General features: G+C 37.1%; 14 protein-coding genes. 12 read left to right on the top strand and 2 right to left on the bottom strand.

Features of this window, described 5'->3' with window-relative positions; genetic code table 11:
• Positions 1-85: 85 nt before the first annotated feature.
• From J690_RS13650 to J690_RS13600, 12 genes are all read left to right on the top strand, one after another.
• Entirely contained in the window at positions 86-1,864 is a 1,779-nt protein-coding gene (locus J690_RS13650; RefSeq protein ID WP_032036428.1) for a hypothetical protein, read from the top strand.
• A 63-nt stretch (positions 1,865-1,927) separates the two neighbouring features.
• Positions 1,928-2,551: a hypothetical protein gene (locus tag J690_RS13645; protein ID WP_032036426.1), complete on the top strand. Its 624-nt coding sequence runs from the start codon at positions 1,928-1,930 to the stop codon at positions 2,549-2,551.
• 4 nt (positions 2,552-2,555) lie between these two features.
• Entirely contained in the window at positions 2,556-2,843 is a 288-nt protein-coding gene (locus J690_RS13640) for a hypothetical protein (RefSeq protein WP_000151780.1), read from the top strand.
• 117 nt (positions 2,844-2,960) lie between these two features.
• Complete coding sequence (locus J690_RS13635; RefSeq protein WP_001022857.1) at positions 2,961-4,256, top strand: hypothetical protein; 1,296 nt, start codon at positions 2,961-2,963, stop codon at positions 4,254-4,256.
• A gap of 21 nt (positions 4,257-4,277) precedes the next feature.
• Positions 4,278-5,045, top strand: a complete 768-nt coding sequence (locus J690_RS13630; RefSeq protein ID WP_032036424.1) for a hypothetical protein — start codon at positions 4,278-4,280, stop codon at positions 5,043-5,045.
• A 62-nt stretch (positions 5,046-5,107) separates the two neighbouring features.
• On the top strand, positions 5,108-5,386 hold the full coding sequence (locus J690_RS13625; RefSeq protein ID WP_032036422.1) for a hypothetical protein: 279 nt from the start codon (positions 5,108-5,110) through the stop codon (positions 5,384-5,386).
• A gap of 114 nt (positions 5,387-5,500) precedes the next feature.
• Positions 5,501-6,148: a hypothetical protein gene (locus J690_RS13620; protein ID WP_001187722.1), complete on the top strand. Its 648-nt coding sequence runs from the start codon at positions 5,501-5,503 to the stop codon at positions 6,146-6,148.
• Positions 6,148-6,591, top strand: a complete 444-nt coding sequence (locus J690_RS13615; protein WP_032036420.1) for a hypothetical protein — start codon at positions 6,148-6,150, stop codon at positions 6,589-6,591. The genes J690_RS13620 and J690_RS13615 overlap by 1 nt, the downstream gene beginning before the upstream one ends.
• The gene (locus J690_RS13610) at positions 6,591-7,484 is read left to right on the top strand and encodes a hypothetical protein (protein ID WP_032036419.1); all 894 of its coding nucleotides are present in this window, start codon (positions 6,591-6,593) and stop codon (positions 7,482-7,484) included. The genes J690_RS13615 and J690_RS13610 overlap by 1 nt, the downstream gene beginning before the upstream one ends.
• Positions 7,485-7,493: 9 nt before the next feature.
• Positions 7,494-17,993: an interleukin-like EMT inducer domain-containing protein gene (locus J690_RS13605; RefSeq protein WP_032036418.1), complete on the top strand. Its 10,500-nt coding sequence runs from the start codon at positions 7,494-7,496 to the stop codon at positions 17,991-17,993.
• Between the two features lie 111 nt (positions 17,994-18,104).
• On the top strand, positions 18,105-18,392 hold the full coding sequence (locus J690_RS0104415) for a hypothetical protein (protein ID WP_227516815.1): 288 nt from the start codon (positions 18,105-18,107) through the stop codon (positions 18,390-18,392).
• Positions 18,392-19,162 carry a hypothetical protein gene (locus J690_RS13600; protein ID WP_032036414.1) on the top strand — a complete coding sequence of 257 codons (771 nt, stop codon included), beginning with the start codon at positions 18,392-18,394 and terminating at the stop codon, positions 19,160-19,162. Before J690_RS0104415 ends, J690_RS13600 begins: the two co-directional genes overlap by 1 nt.
• A gap of 78 nt (positions 19,163-19,240) precedes the next feature.
• On the opposite strand, the gene J690_RS13595 is transcribed toward J690_RS13600, so the two are convergent.
• Positions 19,241-21,940 (bottom strand): nSTAND1 domain-containing NTPase, encoded by a 2,700-nt coding sequence (locus J690_RS13595; RefSeq protein ID WP_032036413.1) that lies wholly within the window; start codon positions 21,938-21,940, stop codon positions 19,241-19,243.
• A 213-nt stretch (positions 21,941-22,153) separates the two neighbouring features.
• Entirely contained in the window at positions 22,154-22,351 is a 198-nt protein-coding gene (locus tag J690_RS13590; RefSeq protein WP_032036411.1) for a hypothetical protein, read from the bottom strand.
• Positions 22,352-22,445 lie beyond the last annotated feature (94 nt).

Raw genomic sequence — 22,445 nt, 5'->3', positions numbered from 1 at the left:
TATGTTTGGAACCGACCAACTTTAGTAAAAATACGCCATGTCAGACTTTATGCATCTTACATAGAAAGCCAAAGGCTGGTTTAAAATGACTGTGTTAACAAAAGAAATTCGTAAAAATTATGATGCTCAACAACTAGCAACTGTTCAGTGCCGAAATTACTATTTCAAAAGTCCTGAAGAGCTTGAAAATGGGTTTGACAGTGCGCAAACAGCGGCAGAAGAGTACCCAGAAGTATTAAAAGAAATTTTTGATTCAATCGGCATGGAGTATGCACCAGAGATTGATAAAGCTGTGATGTTTGGGGTATCACAATATCAATCACGTCATGGGGGCGAATTACCGCATCCTTCAATCATTGCCGCTGCGTTAACTGCTGGTTTAAGTGGCGCAAAACAAGCAGCTGCTTTGCCTGCTGAGACCCTTAGCTATTATGACAGTATTAATGAATCTGGTTTTGATGATGTAAATCACCAACATCATGAATCTGTAAGCATCGTTCCTGCAATTACAGTTGCTACTATCGCCAACGTTATCGCTTATGCAACACCTATCGTTGCAATGGTTCCCAACTCGAATGGTTCAAATGAAGTACCGATTGTATCTATTCGCTTTATCACCAACCGTGATTTTGGTGCAATGAAGAAATCAGAATACTTAGATGGTGCAAATGCTTCTAAGCCTTATGTTGAAGGACGATTCCGTTTTGCATTGTCTAATGGTGGTGCAGGTACAACTTATACTGTAACTGCACGAACAGGTTATGAAGACTTCAAGGCTAAAACACCTGACGCCAAAGCGAGTTTATTGCCATTTATTGCGGGTAATGTATCTATCAAGATCAATGGTAAAGAAGTTGCGCATACTCGAAGCCGCAGTAAATCAAAATTTTCAGGCAAGATTTCTGCTATTGCTGAGAAAGACGTAGTAGTAAACGGCGTTGAATATCGTGTAATTGGTAGCGAAATTGACATTTCAGCTAGCAAAATTAGCGTGACTTTGAATGAAGCATTACCAGCTGGTGCGAAAATTGAAGTTCATCTGGTTGCGGATTTTGATGCACGGGATGGTAATGATAACTATCTATTAACCCCAGTTGGTGTTGATTTCGAACCTGAATATGAAACATTGGTTGCGTCACCAATCATGGCACGGGTTACAGCTTCAACACTATTACAATCTCAGTTAACTAACGAACTTAAGCTTGGCTTCCTGGGGCAGGCTTTAGCTATTGTTCAAGGAAAAATCTTCTTAGAACAAACTGTACGTTTATTAGGTGAAGCAAAAGATTTAGCTGAATACTCAGGTCGTGAAGTTAATTTTGATGCTTCTCGTGGTGTGACTGGTAAATTAGCAGCTGCATTTAATACTTCAGGTGACTTGTTTGCGGAAGTAAATAAATTTATTGCAGCGGCCAAATTGGATATTAACCAACGTACAGGTGGCTCTACCGTAGCATTTGACTTATATGTTGGCGATACTGGCTCAGTATTCTTTAATCAACTGTCAAGCGACAAGATGCCAGTTAAAACCGGATACACTGCTGGTTATGGTCAAATTGTCCGTATTGGTACTCTTGCAGATGGTACTAACGTTTACCACGCACCGTCAGCACAAGAGCTTGTAGCTGAAGCAGATACAGCGTTTGATATGCTTTTAGTTGGTCGTGGTAATGAGCCAATTCGTGCGCCGTTCGTTGGCTTTATTCAAACGCCTCTTTCAGTTATTGAAACTCGTCCAGATGCGCGTGAATCAGTACTTACTTTAATCGGTGCTCAAGCAGCCGAAATGAACCCGTTAGAACGTTATGCTGATCAAAGTTATGTCATCCACTGTATCAATATGCCATCCCTCAAAAATTCGTAAGTAAAACAAATAAGGGCGCATTTCGATGCGCCTTTTTACCCTATTTATTGAAAGGATAATCTCATGGCTGCAGCAACACAAAACACTGACGAAACTTTAGCTTCAACTGACGAACAAGCTATTACTAAATCAAAAAATACACGTAGTAAAACAAATAAAACTACAGAAACACAGAACCCTCAATCTGATGAGAACAATTCTTCAGATCAAGGTGATTTGTTAAATAGCCAAGGTCCTGAAAACGGCGCATCTCAAGATGAAGGTAATAAACCTACTGATTTGAAAAATGGCGATTCAGATAATGAAGATTCCAGTACTAAAGATAATGGAAACTCAACTGAATCATCAAATGACTCTGTCACACCTTTAAAAGATCTTGATTCCAAAATTTTTTGGAATGTTGATGAGTTAGGGTATGTAGCAAATAAAACTAAAGAAACTGATAATCCTAAAGCCGAACATCAAATTGTGGAAAATCTTTCTGGTTCTACCATTAGTAATATAGATCCTCTAGTTATTAATGTGACTAATAACGGTTTTTCAACTGTTTTAGAACCGTTATCACGTATTTCTATTGGGGCAGGTCAAACACAAAAAATTAAGTGCCATAACCAAACATTTAAGCATCAAGTTCTTGAAAACTTACGTCAGTTGAAGGGTCTTGGTAAGAATCTAATTGTTGAGTAACAAGATGACTATTTTCATTATTGATGGCACGAACCCAATTATGGATGCTGTAGGTGATCAACCAACAGAACGAAGTATTACACTTCAAAATAAAGGTTTAAGTGACATTACCGAACCATTTACACAAGTTTTAGTACAAGCTGGTCAAAAGGTTACATTCACTTTGATCGGTGACGAAGCTCATAAACAATTGCTAGATAACTTAGATCAAATTAATGGCTTGAAAGGTAATGTACTTCAGATTGTACCTACTGAGGCAGAAGAGCCTACAGTGCCTGCTAGCGGATTATAAAATTTAGGAAAAGAAAAACCACTTTCGAGTGGTTTTTTTTCATTGGAACTAGCCAGAAAATCAAAAAAGCCAACGGCTCAAAATACTTAAAACAAATAGCCTTGGGCGTGTAATGTAATGAATATACTTGCTCTATCAAGTACAGGTGAGCTATCCCTTGTAGCAGGGGACAGTCCATCACTCAAATTAGAATTTGATACATACAGTTATCTTGCAAGTGCAGAAATCAATGTGGCCTTTTTTGCGAAAGTTTCAAGCCCACGTGGACCTGCAGATATTTCTATGCGTTTAGAAATACGTGATGCGGTAACTGGTGACCAAATTGTTACTGTTCAGGGATTAGTAGATGGAGACATTGAAAATTCCGCTTCTATTGTCGCTGTAGCTGATGCGAAAGAATATTTCGAGCGATTTGATTTATCGTTAGGTATTGATGCGTTACAAGCAATTCTCAAATCTAATGCTTATAACGAATCAAATAGCTTAGGTCGTGCATCAAAAACGTTGGCATTGGAAGACGAATCGTTACCGTCATTTAATCCAGATGAACTATATAAAATTCTGACAAGCCAATTAAGCACACCAGCATATCTGACTTTACCAAATCCTCATGATTTACCAATTTATGTTGCGGCTCAACGTGCAGCTACAAAATTACGTATTCCTTTGGATGCTGAAATCAACCCAACTTTTACAGCTGAGCAAGCAGCTCAATTTGCGACAAGCGTAGATGCTCAATCACAGTTTGTTCAATTCATTTGGAGCCCGAACCTTTGCCGCCCATCTGATGCTGTCACGCTAAGAGGTCGTAAGGTACCAGCTTATTATTTGGGCCATTACATCGGCGATAAATTATTACGTAATGCAAAGTTAAATAAACAAGGCTTTGCGCCGTTAAAAAATGCAGTAGCTTGGAAAGATTATCCCTTTACAGCAAAAAACTTAAGCCAGATGCCGAATATTGATCTTGAAGATGAACAGACACAAGAAATGTTGGCTAAGGCTAAAGTAAATGTAGTTCGCCCAGTTAAGTTTGAAACTACATTATTTGTATTAAGTGATGTGCTTACCCAATACCAAAGCAAAAATAGTGCTTTGCGTTTAGTTCCGGCCGCGGAGATTTCGGCTCGAGTTACGAATAAATGTATCGAGATCCTACGGACTTATATGTTCCAAGCTACACCGGACTATATCAAAAAAGCTGGTGATGACATCCAAGAGTTTTTAGAAGGTGCTTCTAGTGAAACAACCGGTTGGTTGCAACCGGCTGAAGATCTAGGGGGTAAACCTTTTGAGTTCAGTTTAATACCTGACAAAGACTATCCATATGAGCGTGTACGACTCTATTTAGCCCATGGAGTTGTTGGTACAACTCGTGCCGCAATTTTTGATGACGACGTTTTAGTTAAATAATTTTATTAAGGATCTATCAAGATGAATCCATTTGGCCCCACTACTGAAAAACCATTAACTTTACGTGCTTTTGATTCAGCAGCGGAGAATATTTCTACCGTTGTAAGTAAGGTTTCAAGTACTGATCGAGAACAGCAATCTGTGATTGAACAAGTACGACAAATTGCTCTGAACATTCTATCCGATACGGTAGATACAATCAGTGAAGGTAAGCTTGAAGAAGGTGAACTGGGCGTTGATCATTTAGATGCATTAATTGTCGATGCCTTAGATGGTGCAGATGATGAAGAAGGCATCTTTGAAAGCGCTTTAATGGCATCTCTGTCCGATGCTTTCTTAACATTCGGCGTTGACACTTCTGATATTGAAGAGATCTTTAGTGATGATACAGAAGTTGCTGACGCGGCGTTAGAAGCAGCAGCCAATACAGTTCTTGCTAATATGCCAGACGATGGCCCAGAACTTGAAGAACTCGTTCGAGAGTTTATTTTCGGTGAAGCGGATGAAACTGAAGAAGGTTTTGATTCAATGGCTAAAAAAATTAAAGCTCGAAATGGAGCATTTAGCCAACGGAAAGTAAATGGACGAAAAATTCACTACCGTGGTGTGTTGGCTATTCGTCAAGGTGTCAAAACCGTTGTGAATAAACGATTACCTGGTCAAAAGGTCCGTTTAACTGCAGCACAAAAAGCTGGTATGAAAAAAGCTCGACTTCATGCTTTTACTGCGAATGCAATCAACAAGCGTTTACGTTCATTCAAAAAAGGTAAACGCTTAGGTATTTACTAATTACTCATAGGTAAGGTCATTTTTTGGCTTTACCTATCATCCATTCAAATAAGGAAATAAGCATGAATACAACTCAAATCTTAGGTGAAGCGCCAGGTATTCAATATCAGAAAAAAACTGATAAAACTGAAACAAAAACAAATCAATCATTAACTGACACGATTATCATTGGCCGTTTTATGCGTGGGCGTTTTGATGCACCTATGACGATCCATAAAGGAAATATTCGCGGTGAACTCGGTTATGAACCAAATAACTCTGATTATCGATGTGTCCAAGATACCCTTGAACGTGGTGTGCCTTCAGTACAAGTTCTGCGGGTACCGCCGAATATTGGATAAAAAGAAATAAACAAAGCTACCTTTAAGGTGGCTTTTTTAATGGAACCAAACAACTTTGAAAGGGTTTTAACCTTTTACTCTTGATGCATATAAAAGCTATAGAGCATCAAGATCATGCAACAATCTAACCCGATTTTACTTAACCAGCTTAAACAAGATTATATTGCCTTACAGCAACTTGGGTCCCCCTTATTAGCGTGTCAAGGAATGTTTGTACCTCGTGGCATGGAAGACCTTCGCTTTTTATTTAAAAGTTGCCCACGGCCGATTGTGAGTAATGAAGATCCAGCAGAAGTTCAATATGCGGGTGGTTTTACTGGAATTGTTGCTGGTCCACCGAAAACCCATTACACAGGCAACCTTCAAATCCTAGTAACTGAAGCTGGTCATGATCAACTATTAGCTGAATATGTCGTAGCTAGTGGTGGAATCATCCATGGTGATTACTACGATGGCCGATTAGGAAGTTTTACCCGCTCATATGCACTTGAAAACTGTGCTATTCGTTTTGAATCAGCTGAATACGATTCTGATAGCCGATCACAAGTAATGACAGTTTCTTGCCCAATTGATTACAACTACTTTGGTAGTTTCGCAAACATTGGTACCAACGGTAGTATTCAGCCGGGTAAAAAAGAAATTGATGGTACAGCTGAGCTTGTTAATCGAGTTCAGCAAGTGATCAATACTGCTCAACAAGCAACTAATCTTGCAAATGCTGTGCAAGGCGTTGGTCGTCAACTGGGCAATCTATTTGGGTAATGGCTATGAAGTTATTACCTGAATCAGAAGGGTATGCTGTAGTTGCTGGTTCTATCCAGCAACTTTCGGAAGAACTCTATAAAGAATATCAATTAACTGGTTACTCAATTTTGCTTGAGGATATCGTTAAGGCATTTATTGAAGAGACAAAATCTTATGCGGGTTGGGCGACATTAGATTGTCAAACTAAGGCAATTACCAGTATTGAACTGAATGAATCCATAGAACTTAATGGGGATGAGTATGTAATCATTTTGCCTTTAGTAAAAGCGCAATGTGATCTTTTGCAAGCTCGATTAGTTGAAGCTACCCGTGGGCTAGGTGTCGAAAGTTACGGGCTTTCAGTCTCAGAAGCTCAGCAAAACTATAATGAGAAGAAAGAAGCTTTACCAAAACTTGCATTTTTAATGGTCCCTAAGAGTTTTAATATGGGGAACCGTTAATGCAAATTACCATTGTGTCTGCGGGTAAAGTTATTCCAGCATCTGAGCTCATTAGTGCAACTTTAAGAACTGATCTCGTACCAATTCCAGCATCCATTGAGTTTACAGTTCAATCAACAGCAGAATTAGACTCCCTTTTGAAAGAAGGGGAGCAGTTAACTGTAAACGATATTTCTCATCCATTTGAATTAATCAAAGTTACTCCTCTAAAAACTCAAACTATTAAACAAGATCGCCGTGTAGGTGGTATCTCATGTATTGGCATTTTGGCTGGCTGTAAAAGACTTATCGAAAATTCAAAGCAAGCTGTTATTAGTAATGAAACCTCCTTTAATTCAGTGATAAGAGCTTGTGGAGCAACTATCAGTCTAGGTGGTGATTTACCTTTGCCAAAATTCGTATGCCTAAAGGGAAGCTTGCCTACACAACGTTTGGCTCATTATCTGCAGCAAGAAGCGGCAGTCATTTGTTTTCAAAACAATAAGATGTCAGCTCAAAAAATTGATTCTTTTTTCAAAAAGGAACCAGTCACAAAACTAGATCCTAGCAGTGTCGTTTGGATATCCAGTAAACCTTTGGAACTGATGCAAAAATCATCTTTCGTGACCGTGGAGAATAACGGTTCAACGGTTGTTGGTGATGACTCAATAACCCCAGGCCACACTGTTACGCAAAGAGCTGGTTTAGATGCCCGACAAGTTAAAAACTTAGAAAAAGTTTTGATCTTGCGGGGAACCATAATCAGGCCGCTAAATTTGAATTGGAATGCGGGCGATATATTCGAAATTGATAGTAAGAAGTATGTCGTTTTAACAGCTGCACATCATATAGATACAGGCGCAATCGGGGGATCAATGGGGACTTCATCAAAGTTCTGGATTGCTAATTTGTAGGTCAAATATATGAATGGTTATAAACGTGCAAAGATTTTAAGTTACAACGCAAAAGGTCGTACTGCACAAGTACACATTCATGGTTTAACTGATGGCGCGAGTGAAGGCATTACGGCAACTTTTGCCTATCCAGTCGGTGATAGTGATTTAGATACAGAAATACAAATTGTGGATGGGGAAGACGTCTATGTCTTCTTTGAAAACGGCAATGAAGAACGTCCAGTAATCCATAGTTATGTTAGTCACGGAGACGGCGCAATTGTAGGTGTGCGCCGTATTCGACAAGACAATATTGAATTTATCTCTAAAGAAAATTTAAAAGTAGATTCTGGCACAACTGTATCTATTAAAACGCCGTTGATGAATGTGCAAGCTAATACACAACAAACTGGTAATAGCACATTAACGGGAAATAGCACTGTAGTAGGTAATACTTCAGTAGCAGGTAATAGTTCTGTTGCAGGCAGTATGGCCGTAGGCACAACGCTTACGGTTGCAGGTGTGCCTATTGACCCTAAAGCTATTGAGGGGGCATTTAAAGACGCTCTTGATAAGTTAGAGAGTTTAAAAGAAGACTTAAAAGAACAAGGCGAAAAAATTGATGAAAACAAAGATCAGATAAGCCAAGAAATTGATGAAAAAATAAAAGAAGTAGAGGAGTTAATTGATAATATTAAAGATTCTGAAGCCTATAAATTGCTTGAAGAAGGTATTAATCATATTGATGAAGAAGTGCAAAAAATTCATGACCAAGTAAAAGAAGTAGGTCAGATTGCACAAAATAAAGTTGATGAAATTCGGGCTTATATTGATCAAGAAATTGTCGATACAAAACAGATTGTTGAGCAGCATGTCAGTGATGCAAACATTCGTTTGGATGAAGCCAATCAACGTATTGATCAATCAATTCAAGCGAATGAAGCGCTGGTGGCAGATGCTCAACAACGTGCTATTCGTGCTGAGAAAGAACTTGATGACAAAATTGGTTTCATCAAGAGAGAAACGGATTCTATTATTGCTGATGTTAGAAGTGATGCAGATGAAATTCGTATAGTTGCTGAAAATGCGAAAAAAATTGCAGATCAAGAAGTTTTAGACCGTAAAAAACAAGCAGCTGACACTCTAATTGTTATTGATCAAACTAAGGCCGCTTTAAAACAAGATATTGATCAAAACTTAGTTAAAGCTGGTCAAATGATTGATGATGCTAAATTAGCATTGGGTGAAGAAACAAATACTCTCATTAATCAAAAAATTGAACCAATAGTAAGCCAAACTGAAGCTGCAGTTAAGAAAGTAGATCAAGTAGCTGCACAATATGTTGAACTTGATAAGAAAGTTGATTCTGGCTTTCTGGCTGAAGCTGAAGCACGTGCAAATGATAAAGAGGCTTTAACTCAAAGTTTTGAGCTTAAGTTTGCTGAAATGCAAAACGAATTGGGTAAATCAAACGCCTTAATTTCAGAAGAATCTAAAACTCGTGCAGCTCAAGACAAAGCAATTACTGAACAAATTAGTATTGCTCAATCTCAAATTGGTGATAACAAAGCTGCCATTAATAGTGTTGAACGAACTGTAGTTGACCTTACCAAATCTGTGGCTGAAAAAACTGATCAAATACAAGCCAGTTTAGACACCACAAATGCAAGTTTATTAAGTGCGAATGAGTTAGCGCGGATGCAATCACTTGGTAAACCTTTACGTGATGATCCGACGTTTCTATCGGGGAATGGGGGATTAAGTGCCTATGCGGTACCAGCAGGCTCAACACTAACTCGACAAGCCAAATCAACGGATAACCCCGTAAATAGTACCCATGAGATGCTTTTAAGATCTACAGCATCTTTAGGTGGTGGCTGGTATCCAACTGTTCCTACACTTGTAGCTGCGCCTAATAAAACGTTTTTAATAAAACAAATTATTAAAATGCCAAAAGGGACATATTTATTACCTGTTGGCAATGCTACAGGTACTGGTTATTTACGAGTACTTGGAAATAAAGAAGGTACAGGCAAGTTTGAGGTTTATTACTCTGTTGTTCAGTGTGGCTATGATGCACCAGCAGCTATTCATGGGCATTTTCGTGTTTTAGCTGGCACTAATCCACCTTTACCAAGCACTTCAAGCCCAGTTGATGTAATCCTTGCTGATTATGAGGTCTGGGACATTACAGCACTAAATGACACCATTCCGAAAGCATGGCGTGATCAAATTACTGGTAATGCCTCATATATCGAAAAGGTTGAATCATCTGTAAAACTTGTTGATGAGAAACTTGTTTCAGAAGCAAAAAAACTTGAAGAACTAAAGACTGACTATAATTCAAATAAGACTAAAACAACGTCTGATTTAGCGACAATTACTCAGTCAGTTTCTGATGGAGATAAAGCCTTATCATTACGTATCGACCAAACGAAAGCAGCTCTGGAAGAAGCAGATCGTCTGTCTAATTCAAATATTCTAGAAGTAACTGAGTCACTAGCTGAATTTGAACAGTCTACCACGACAAAATTTACAGAACTTGATACAAGTATCTCGAAGGAAAATTTGAAGGTACAAGGTCAGATTGTAGATGTCCAAAAAAGTGTATCTACCTTAGAAAGTAATACAAACACTAAAATATCTGGCCTTTCTTCTTCACTTAAAACTACTGATGATATTGCTAAACTGGCTTTCGATAATGCAGCCGAAGCGCAGCAAACTGGTACAACAGCGGTAAAAGCTACTGAAGCACTTTCTCAAAATTTATTAAGTCTCAAGTCTCAAACTCAAGTAACTACTGGTGTGAGGGCAGTAGTAACAGCAAAAGGAATTGATGACTGGTCAACTTGGCGAACTACAGGTGAAGCTAAAGTACTTCAAGATTCTGATGCATTTGGCGGTTATATTCTTGAGCTTGGTAATAATGCTGGCAATGATGAAGCTTGGGTTCATTGGAAAGAATTAGTAAAAATTAATCCAGATACGCTTTATCGGGTGCGTGCACGTTTCCGTCGTGTTGCTGGTGAAAATGGAAGTATTTACTTAGGTATTGCATGTAAAACAGCAGATCAAATTAAGTATGTAACAACTACAAATAATCTTGCTGCAGACATGGGCTCATCAAATTACTTGTTGTCTGCAATTAAACCAAATTTAGGTGAATGGCAAGAAGTGGTACTTTACCTGAAAGGAAAATCTACAGGTGCAGCTACGGGACTTGGAACAATTGATAATCCGCGTACTTTCCCAGCACAAGCTGAATTTTATGCCCCAATGTTTATTGGTAACTATGCAGCTCAACCAGGTATAAGTCAGCTTAACTACATTATCGTTGAAGATAACAACTCTTTAGCTTCAGCAAATGATGCAACAGCAACTGCAAATGATTTATTCAAAACTGCTACTAATAGAACTGAGGCTGAAGCAGAACGGACCAGTAAGCTTGAATCAAGAATGCAGAATGCTGAAACAGGTATTCAGAGCAACGCTCAAGCATTATTGAAAACAGCTACAAAAAGTGATCTTGATAGCGCCATGGGACGTGTGGCTACTGATATCACAGCTGCAGTAGATAATATTAAAATAGGTGGGGTTAATGCGGTAGTTAATTCAGAAGCGCCAAGAAGCTCAACAGCATCAACTAGTCGTGAATACTTAATGTATGAACGAAGTAAAGAGCTCAAAGCTTTTTATGACGAAAATTTAGATAAGCCGGTTACTATTTCTTTTGACGTGAGTGTGCCCGTTGCTGGAACAGTACAGGTTTACTCTTCAAATGGATCTGCTCATTACTTTACAACTTCAGTTACTGTAACAAAAGCAAATGAGTTTCAAAGATTTGCAGTTACAGTATCCCCTAAAGTACATACAGGAAGTACTACCGAATCTACAATTGAGTTTTATGGAACATATGGTTCTGGTCGAATTCCAACGATTCAAAAATTACAGATCGAAGCAGGCAATAAGGCTACTGCATGGAGCCCAAGCCCACGTGATACTCAAAGCTCTTTAAATGCTAATGCGGAAGCAATTAAAGTCACTCAAGCTGAAGTGAAGAAGAATGGCGATACTTTATCTTCTCAAAGTATAGATATTTCTAAGCTTAGAAATGATCTAACTTTGACTAACACTGAAATAGGGAAAAAAGCCTCAAGCGAAGCACTTGAAACAACGAATTCAAAAGTAACAGAACAAGCTGGACAGATTAAAGCAGTTACTGAACAATCAAATACCTTATCAGCAAATCTTAACAAGTCTGCACCAGCTGGCACGAATTTGTTAATCAACTCTAATGTAGTAGGAACTTACAATGGAGTTTCATATCCTCATCTACGCTATAAAATGGGGGAAGACTGGGAAGTAGGAGCAAAATACACACTTCTTTGGTGTGCTGAGCATACTCGAGGTGCTGGTGATACAAACTCTAATTTAACTGTATATGCTGGTGGCGGAAGTCAGTGGGTTCAAGCTTGCCCTGCAGGTGCAGGTAAAGTAATTAATAAAGTTACTTTTACAAAAAGTTCTGCAGGCACAGGTAGAGAAATTCAATTCTATATGATTAATAAACCTACAGTAGACAAAAATTCTGTAGGTACTGTTTACTGGGCCGTATTGGTTAAAGAGGAATTTATAACTACTGACAGCTGGATTGCGAGTCCATATGACTTTAATGCAGCTTTTGATCAAGTATCTGCTAATCTCACTGAGTTTAAGCAAACATATGTGACTGAAAGGGATGCATTAGCACAGCGCACATCTAAGCTTGAAGTTGGTATGACAGATGTAGAGAAGAATATCTTTAACACTGCTCAAGCTCTAAATAACTACGCTACAAATGCAAAATTAGATGAAGTTACAGCTTCACAAACAAAGACGTTTAATACATCACTGACTAAATTGGATGAAGCACTGAAATCGGCAAATGACAGTGATTCATTGGCAGGCGATTATAACTGTAAGAATCCTGACATGTGGTATAGCCATTACGGTTATGACATGTCTCAGTATTTTAAAACTACGACAACTGGGAAAATTGGTAATACAGTTTTCAGAAAGGATACTTCAAATCCAGTTAACTGTTTTAATTACAATAAACAATCACTACCAAATACACGAACATATATTGTGAGTTTTGTTGTTCGTCGTAGCTCCGATTCAAACGGTCTTTGTTACATTCCAATTGGTCGTGCAAAAAATGATGGGGTATTTTCAACAGCAAATTATACTAGTGTAAGTGTTCCAATTGCTGAAATCCCAGCAAATGAAACTTGGACTCTTATTTCAAAAGTCATCAACATGACTTCAGTTGCTGATACATATCCCCAAATTCAGTTAGGTATTGCTTTAGGTCATACTGGAAATGCAGGGTGGTGGGAAGCGCAAGCATATAGAATTACACCAGTTCTAAATGAATCAGATGTAGACAGCACTATTGTTAAGTCTTCTATTCTTGTTGATTATTCAAGTAAGTCTGATACAACCAAAGCAATTTCAGCAGCTACTGAATCACTAGAAGCCAAATTCCGTCAGAAATTTGGTGATTTATGGACTAGCAGTTCAGCCACTCTTGATAGTACTCGTTACACAAAAACTGAAACGAACCAAGCGATTGCAGAGGAAAGTAAAATCATCAAAGCCGCTATTTCTACTAGCGGGGGCGATAATATTATTAAAAATGGTGATTTTTCTAAGCCTCTTGAAACTTCAAATTGGCGTCAAAATTCAGCAGTAGCAGGTAGCTTATTAGAAGTTTATAAGGACTCAAATGGGATTACTTGGGGGCATTTTAAATCAACCAATACAGCTACATATTTTAAAGGTTTTATTGAGACGATTACTTTAGCTGAAGGTCTAGAAGGGAACCAGAAATACACGTTGTCATTCAAGGCAAAATCATTGACAGCTGCACAATCACAAATACTCCTAATCATTCATCGTCGTGATGCTGCAGGTAGTAACAATCAAATTGGAACCTCTTGGAATAATATTTCTACAGATAAAGAAGTTTTATGTACTTATACATTTGATACTAATCTTGTTGATTTACAATATATTAATGTAATTTTATATGCTCAAATTGGATTTGCACCTGATTTTTTAATTCGTGAAGTACAAATTGAAAAAGGTGAGTTAGCAACTGGTTTTAGAAAAAATCCTCGTGAACTTGAAAAAGGATTAGAGGCTAATGCGACTGCAATTGAAGGTACCAAGGCAGATGTTAAAAAGAATGGTGAACAAATTGCATCCATTTCTGAAAATTATGTAACTTTAAAATCTGCGGTCGATAATAATAAATTATCTGCTGACGGTAAGTTTCAAGAAATTAACTCAACAATTAGCGACAACCAGCAAAATACAACACAGTCAATTTCGAACTTAGAGTCAAATTATAAACAACTTAATCAAGATCTTGGTCAAGTTTTCAATTATCGTGTCTACTCATGTGGTTGGAATGGCTTTTTCACAGGGATAAAAAACCTTAAAGGTGAAATCAAATCCGTAGCTTCAGCTCGCGGATTCTCAGTTCATGTTTTAGCTGCTGATGGGTCAATTGCTTCTTCAACTCGATACGATACATATGCTGCTATCGCGAATGCAACGGCGATGAGTAATGCTATCGCCGCGATTCCGAATGACACATTTGTTATTGTGACCAACTACGACAGTATCGGAGTAAATATTGCTACTGTTAAAAATGCCTTAATCTCTCTTGGGGCAAACCCATTTACAATTGATCAAATTACTGGCCGTGATGCATACATATTAGTAGGTCAAAAAGGAATTGGCTCGGGGAGAGGGATCGAATTACATTCAACACCTGATACGGGCCCAAATGGAGCCAAACAAATCATGCTTGCAGTTCAGGTCGTAAGTGGTATTCCGATTGGTTTGGCAAATAACAGTGGTAACTTACAAAAGGTGTTAGAAAACCACGCTCAAATACTTCAAGAAAAAATTACTCGATCTGATGCTAAAGAAGTCTTTGCAGAAGAAATTAAAGTCTTCAAAGCACAATTAGATACCTTACGTTATTCAGAAGAAAACTGGATTTTACTAGGTGATGATACTAAAAATTTAAGTATCACCACTGGTACCAATAGAACAGTTGCTGTTTGGGAACTTCAATACAAACATAAAGAAATTCCCATAGATAAAGGTGATCCAGTTGTTGCAAGAATCAAATATACCGCTGCAGCTGGTTTGGTTGGAGCGACTTGTAGCATTCAATTCCATGGAGCAACTTATAGCATTGGATTACCTTCATTTATAGTTGCTGCTAGTGGTGAAATTGAATTGACTGGTATTTTCCCTTCTGATGTAAAAGCAACTGCATTTGAAGCAATTCCATTAGGGCTGCGCTTTGATAATGCACCGTCAGGTGGAACTTTTACGATAACTAATATGTTTATCAGCCGTGGTAATTCTGCACCGAATTTTAAAGGCGGTTTTAGATCCTCTCTTAAGCAAAATGCACAGTTTGTAGAAGATACCTTTATCAAAGCAGATGCAAACAAAGGTGTTATTGCCCAGCAAATTCAACAATATGATGCTGGTGTACCTGGTGGATTATCTACAGTAGTGAAAACAACAAAAGCTACAGCTGATCAAACTTCACAAGATCTTGCAACTCTTAAAAATACTGAAATTTCGCAGTTACAAACAAGTACTAACAATCTTGGCTCGGCATTAGAAAACACAACAATGCTGGCAATGATGATCACTAACGGCAAGTTGGTGCAAGGAGACGTGAACTTTAAGAAGGGTAATAATGCAGTAGGTGTATATAACAATGCTGGCAATGGGAATGTTGCTGTTACACGTGTTGCAAAAAGTGCGGATAACCCGACTACATCAACACATGAGCTGGAAATCAAAACCATTGGAGCTGCTAATCCTACATGGGGTGGTTTTTATCAGGCCGTGAATGGCCGAGCAAATGCGGTCTTCGTTATTAAATACCTCATTAAATTGCCGATTGGATATAAGCTAGTGAATGCTGGTAACGCTATGGGTACTGGTGCAATTGATAGATTTATTGGAAGTACTGAGGGTACAGGAAAATTCGAAACTTATATTCGGATGATTAAATGCGGTGCCACAGGTTCAATTACTTACTCAGGACATGTTTATGTAGCTGGCGGATCTACACCAACTGTAACTGCACCTTTAGTGTGGACCTTAGCTCAAATTGAGCAATATGACGTTACTGATTACGCTTCAGCTGACCCGACATTACAAGATCTTGTTTCTACAGCTACAGACTCTATTTCAACATTAACCAATTTCAAAGAAACATGGGCGGCCAAACTTTCGGAGATGTCTTCAAAGTTAGACAGTAAAAACGGCGCTTATATTCTGAATGCGGATATGACAAATACTAATGTTGAGCGCGCTATTGCTGCATCATCACAGAAAATTACCTCAGAATATACTAATGCAATGAGCGTTCAGCCACTGGGTTCAGGTGGAGGCAAAATTTTCGTGAAGCCTTTGACTTGGCGTCAACCAATCACGACTACGGGAACTCTTGTAATTAAGACACCAATTACAATTGGTGCCTTCATGACTAAAGTTAAAATCTCAGGTTATAACTACAACAACAAAGAAGACAATATTTTTGATTTGGACTTGGCGTTCTATGCATATACGTCAACAGTACCATTTTATCCAAATATGACTTCGCGTTCTTTTGGTATCACCTTAGATGAAAGTAATACTACGACTAAAGGTTTGGCTTTAGCTTTAGATAGCAATAATAAAGTGTGCATCTTAATTACCAAAAAAGATGCTTGGTCTTACCCAGCTATTACGGTTGAGTCAGCAACAATTACTCATACAAACCCGCCAGATAACTTTAAAGAAGGATGGTCAGCGGCTATTGAAACGGATTTATCGGTTTATAAGTCAGTAACGCCGTTTACTGTCACTTCAATGATGGAAACGACTGCAGGTTCTCAAGCCAAAGTTGATATTCCAATGGCTCAGTTAAGTGATATTGCAGCTGATAATAAACTTACACCAGTTGAGAAAAAACAGGCGAAGTTGGTGTGGGATACACTTTATCAAACTGATACAAGTTTACGAGCTGAAGCTGTCACGTATGGAATCTCATCAGCTGCATATGCAACTGCTTTCAGTACCTTAAATACATATTTGGCTACTTTATTCGCCAATATGAATGCAACCAGTACGATTGACCGAAATCAGTTTATTACCAACTTTGCTAATGTTCACAATGCACGTCAAGCACTGGTAAGAGCAATATCTGAAAAGGCAAAAGAGATAGCCGATTCTGCAAAAGACTTAGCATCAACTACAAAAGCGACATTAGAGCGTGATTACATGACGTCTACCAAGACGAATGAAGCAATCGCATCTTCAACTGAAAGGATGTCTGCTCTGTATTCTGCAAATGGTCAAAAGATCATGGCTTCAGTACTAGAAACATGGCAAAAAGATTGGTTAGTAAAAACTCCAAGTGGAAATAAACCTGAGCTTAATTTAGTGGCCGATGCAACTTGCCGTGGGGGATATGCACTAAGAATAGGTAATAACGTTGGAAATGATGAAGCTTGGTTAAATTGGTTTGCTTCTTTGCCAATCGATGACAACAAATACTACCGAGTGAAGTATAGATTCCGCCGTGTTAGTGGTACGGGTGTTGTATACCTAGGTGCAACTTGTCAGAACGCCACTAAAACTAAGTATGTGGCCCAAGACAACACCGAAATTAATGATATTGGAGCTAGTCATTATCTTGTTGCTGGTACCGCACCTGCGCTGGGAACTTGGATAACTGGAACTGCATATTTCAAAGGTAGATCTGCTGGTGCAAGTGCAGGTGCCGGCACTCTACTAAGTCCAAAAACATTTGCGAATAAAGCTGCTTTCTTTACTCCAATGATCATCGGTAACTATTCAGGAAAAGCTGGTGAGGTGGATCTAGACTTTATTGATATTGAAGATGCAGACAATATTGCAGATTTTGAAAACTTCAAAACCACCTATACAACTGATGTGGGTGCATATGCTGGCGCATTACAAACCTTAGTTTCTGTTTACGGCCAAAATGCTATCAAGCTTAAATCACAAGCTGACTTAATTGATGGTGTGAAAGGTAAATACGTAATGGGCATGGATAATAACGGTGTGTTTTCTGGCATGTCTATGGTCAGTGAGCAAACGAATGGAACCGTTATCAGTTCAATAGGTTTTCAAGCGGATAAAATTTTCTTCACAACTGGTACATCTTCTACTAAGTACATGCCGTTCATAATCCAAGACAATCAAGTCATTATGAATAGTGATGTATTTATTAAGAATTTAACCGCTGCAAACTTTAAAGTTAAGTCTCTTACAGCGGAATTATTTAATGTAGACAAATTAAGCGCCATAACGGGTGAACTCGGGACTTTAATTACTTACAAAGATTCAAGTCAACCTCAAAAGGCAAGAATGGTCATTTCAGGTACCGCTTTCCAGATATTTGACGATAACAATGTTGAGAGAATTTATATTGGATTATAAATGGCTACATTCTTATTAAGGGACCTCGGTGGCAACGTGGTCCTTGATCTAACATCTAATCTTAGTATGTATACAGAAACGTTAAATGTAGTCCTACCAAAAGGTTCAGCAATGGACGCAATTGTACGTAAACTTGATACAGCTGAAAATCATCCAAGATGGTGGGCTTATGTAGCATCTGGTGAAGTTTTATCAGCAAATAGTGCAGTGGTTGAGTCTTATTCGAATGGAATGGGATGTGCTATTTTGACTAAAGCTATGGCTAGTGAGGCTATTCTGGGTGATTCTCTTCTCAATCAAATGGATGATACATCCACTTATTTATTAATTTATGATTGTAGAGCTTATTACAACATAGCTTTTCAGCAAACAATTAGTATTCATTTAGGTAAATGCTAATGGCTGAATACATCAAAATTCTTAATGATAATAAAGTGACAATAATTGACGATAGCTACAGAAACTTTCACCTTATCAATAAGTTTGTTAGGGAAGTAGCCTCTTCAGATCCACTACCTCCTGCAGTGCTATCTGTATCTGGTTATGTTAAGTGTCATGTTTTGAATGTATCATCTTTACAAAGACCAATTGTGGTGTTTACAGGTGTGTCTGTGATGCAAGTCAGATATGAAGAAACCTCAACAAACAATTGGAAAATAACTGTTATTTTTGACACTTTAGACGATCAAGGTGGATTTAAATATAAGAATACTTATCCTTTTACAAAGGCGACATATTATGTATTTGGGTTAATTACTCTTTTAGAAAGCGGCCATTCACCTAAATTATTGATTAAGAATGGTAAAGGTGAGATTGTATTTTCTAATTCTCATAACCCATTGAAAGTTGTTAAGGCTGAGACTTTTTATTTAAAGGGTAGTGCAAATTACTATAGCTCTTGGTTATCAGATATACCTAACTATAATGCTAATAAAACATATGGATTAGCTTTAGCATGTCCTGCACATTATGAATATTATTGGGGGGCTGGTGGTTTGAGCTCTTATATGCATTCATACTGTGCTATAAAAACTAACTCTTATAATGATCCAACTTTCTCAGGTAAGATCCTTCGAGGATATACGGTACTCGCTAATGGTATGAATACCTCTGCTAGTCTTTATTCTCCATTCCATAGTCACTTAATTGTTGATATTACTGGTTATTAATAACTTATGAATATAAAATCAGCTAAATTAATTAAAACTGATTTTAAATTCCAAGTATTCAATAATACTAACTTTATCTTAATGAAGTAGGTTACTACGAGCTAAATTTCTATAACGTAGAAGAGCATTAATATATCTTTGGCCTGATGTTTGTTTCCAGTTTTTACCTAATTCAACAGACATTTTTTCTACTAATACATTCAACTCCTCACCATAAAGAGAAATTAGTTTTTCTAATAAAATTATTGTATTAGCTTCAAGAACTTTGTTCGCTAGTTGTTTTTCAACAGAAACTTCTGGATTACTTGGCTTTGTTAACTCTATTCTATTATTGCTAACTCTTCTACAAATACCCAATGCAACTAAATCAGCAATCACATTACGAATTCCTGACTCGGCTAAATCGATTGGTTTATGTAAAATGATTTTGTCCAGTAGTATTGCTGCTTTTTCAAAAGAACTTGCAGCTAAAAATAAACTAGTTTTTCTACTGCCACCTGTAATTTCACCAAAATCTGGGGAATAGCTTTCTGCATCATATACTCTAACTTTATCCTGCAATTGGCTCATTAAACCTGCAAATCTTAACCAAGATAAGATTTTTGCGATATACCGACCAACTGTTTTCCCCTCATCTGAGGCATAAGCTTTATTAATAATTAAAGACATATCTTCAATTAGTATTATTGACTCTTCATTATTTTTACATGCTGCTAAAGCTTCTTGGTAAATAAAATGTCCTAACATTTGATTGCGAACTTTTAACGGAATCTCATCAATTTCGCAATTAAGTTTGTACTTGTCATCTTTAGTTTTAACCACTAACGCAAAAGACAGTAAATCAATAAGAATATTTTGAATTGTTCCTCTGCTATAGGTAGTTTTTTCCACTAATTCATCTATAGAGGCTGCTTGATCTTTAATCAATTCAACAAACTTTAAAGACATGTTAGCTCTATAGTTTGGCATAAAAGCCCAAGAAATAACTGGAGTTTCATTAGTGATGAGATAATCTCTAAAAACATCCCAATATACCGAAATTTTTTCTCCTGTCTTAATAAGCAGTCTATCCGCAATTAATCTCGAAACCGTATTTTCGCCAAATTCTCTAGTTGCTTCATACCTATCAACAGGTGATTTCTTAGCAACAAATTTTAAGCATTCAACTTCGCCTGAAGGTCGCTCTAAATCTTCATCGAAGAGATTTTTTATTTGCATTTGACTAATTAAAAGTTCTTCTTGAGAAATACCTTCTTTTATTTTCTTAAACAAATGAATACAAAGCTTTTTTAGAAACCAAGGGAATCCTTGGGCTTGTTGAATTAACCTAGCTTTTAATGGTTTAGTTAAATTAATTTCTGCTTCTATTTCGAAACTAGAAATCATTTTATTGGAGTCTTTTACATCAAATGTTTTTAATTTTCGTTCTGTTCTATGATCACGTAAGTCATACCATAATCCATAAGCAGGATTATCATTCCCTAAAAAGATACCCGTTCTCCAAGAAAAACCTACTACTACATTTGTTTTTTCAGCCGATATATCAAGAGCAAATCTTCTAAATGCACGAAATAAGGAAAAGAGCTCTTCTTTCATAAAAACTTCTTCGAATTGATCAAAGAAAATCACCATAACTTTATTATTCTTTTCAAGAAATTGTGCGTATTCTTGAAAGGCTTTTCCACCTGTAATTTCGTCAATATTTTCAATAGTAAAAGAAGTATCCGATTCAATAAATCCATGACTTACAGCAGTATTGAATGCTTTGCCTACAGCTTCAGCGACAAAACGTGAACCTCTTGCAGAGCGTACATCAACTGGATAAAGATAAAGTTTGTTTTTCCATTTTTTATTTGTGAAACGATCTGAAAGGTTAGCAACTAATGAAGATTTTCCATTACCAGAAAGTCCTGTTAATGCAAGAATTCTAGAATCTGTTTCTTGAGTACGAACTGACTCTAAAAAATCCCAGATTTCTTTTTGTATATCATCTCTTCCGATAAAATCCTTTGGTCGGCATGGTTTAGGATCCATAATATCATCCGCTAAAACAATGCCACTAACAACCTCCCTTGTCGTCGAAGGTGTTGATAATTCAGTTTGAGGAAGTGTAATTTTTTGCTCAAAAAGCTTAATATCTAATTCTTCTAACTTTCCTTCATTATCAAGAATTTGTCTAATACGTTCTAAACTTACTTCATTATCTGGAGAAACATATGCGATTAATCCAGTAGGTGAACCGTTTTCACTTTCTTGTAAAAGCCATACAGGAACAAGTTCTGGATGAATAAGTAGAGTTGCAGAAGTAACATTTGAATTGAATCTAATTGTATCAATATTTGGAACTTGTCCACTTACTTCTAAAGCTGAAAGAATTTCTTCACTATCATAATAAGAAAAATCTATTCCTCTCTTTAAATAATTATCGTATGTACCTTGAGCATCTTTACCTAATTTAACTGTAGAGAATAGAGCAATTTTATCAAACTCTCCTCTAAAAGACTGTGCAAAGCACAAATCAACTATTTTTGAATCAATTGAGCTTTTGTCATTAAAAAACTTACATTCTATATATACGGTTTTTTGAGATGGTTTATGAATAGCTTCAAGGTCAATCTCCATTCCTGTTCTTCTAACTTCATAACCAGTAATTTCATAAGACTGCTTTCGAAGGATCTGGGCACATAATTTCTCAAAATAAGCTCCTTTTTGTGGAGTAGTGTATTCATGAGGAACACTTACAATAATATTTTTTTCTAAAGGCAGGATGGTGCTCATCAAAAAGTCACAAAGTTATATTTTTCTATAAATTACACGATTTAATTTTATATTAGAATAATTTTTATCTTTTAATAAATATTAAATAGTCCTAAGAATTTTTTATTAATTCTATTTTTTCTATATTTAATTACTTATATTTAGAAAAAGTACATAATTATTAAATTATGTACTTTTCACGATCAATAAAAAATCATTAAGTTTTCTGCATTGCTAAATTGTTTGATCATTAACTTGTTGTTCTTCTGCAAAAGTGTAGTTAACTGCAACAGCACCAGTTTTGCGATCCCAACCTAAGGTAAGTGTTTCAAATTCTGGACGGTTGCCATAACGTTGGTTATTAACAATATCAGTAGTTTTTTGAGCTAATTCGATATCCAATGCGGTAAAAACTTTTACACCTTCAGTCATGCCAATGTCCTCTAAAGAGATTAAAAAAATATGTGCAGATAGAATTGCATGCGTTGAATTTATTAAATCTGTACGGTTCCAATTCACTTTGGAA

This window comes from Acinetobacter sp. 742879, from assembly GCF_000588535.1.
Taxonomy (GTDB): Bacteria; Pseudomonadota; Gammaproteobacteria; order Pseudomonadales; family Moraxellaceae; genus Acinetobacter; species Acinetobacter pittii.
The sequence above is the reverse complement of the archived record's forward strand: the minus strand, read 5'-3'. Positions and strand labels throughout refer to the sequence as shown.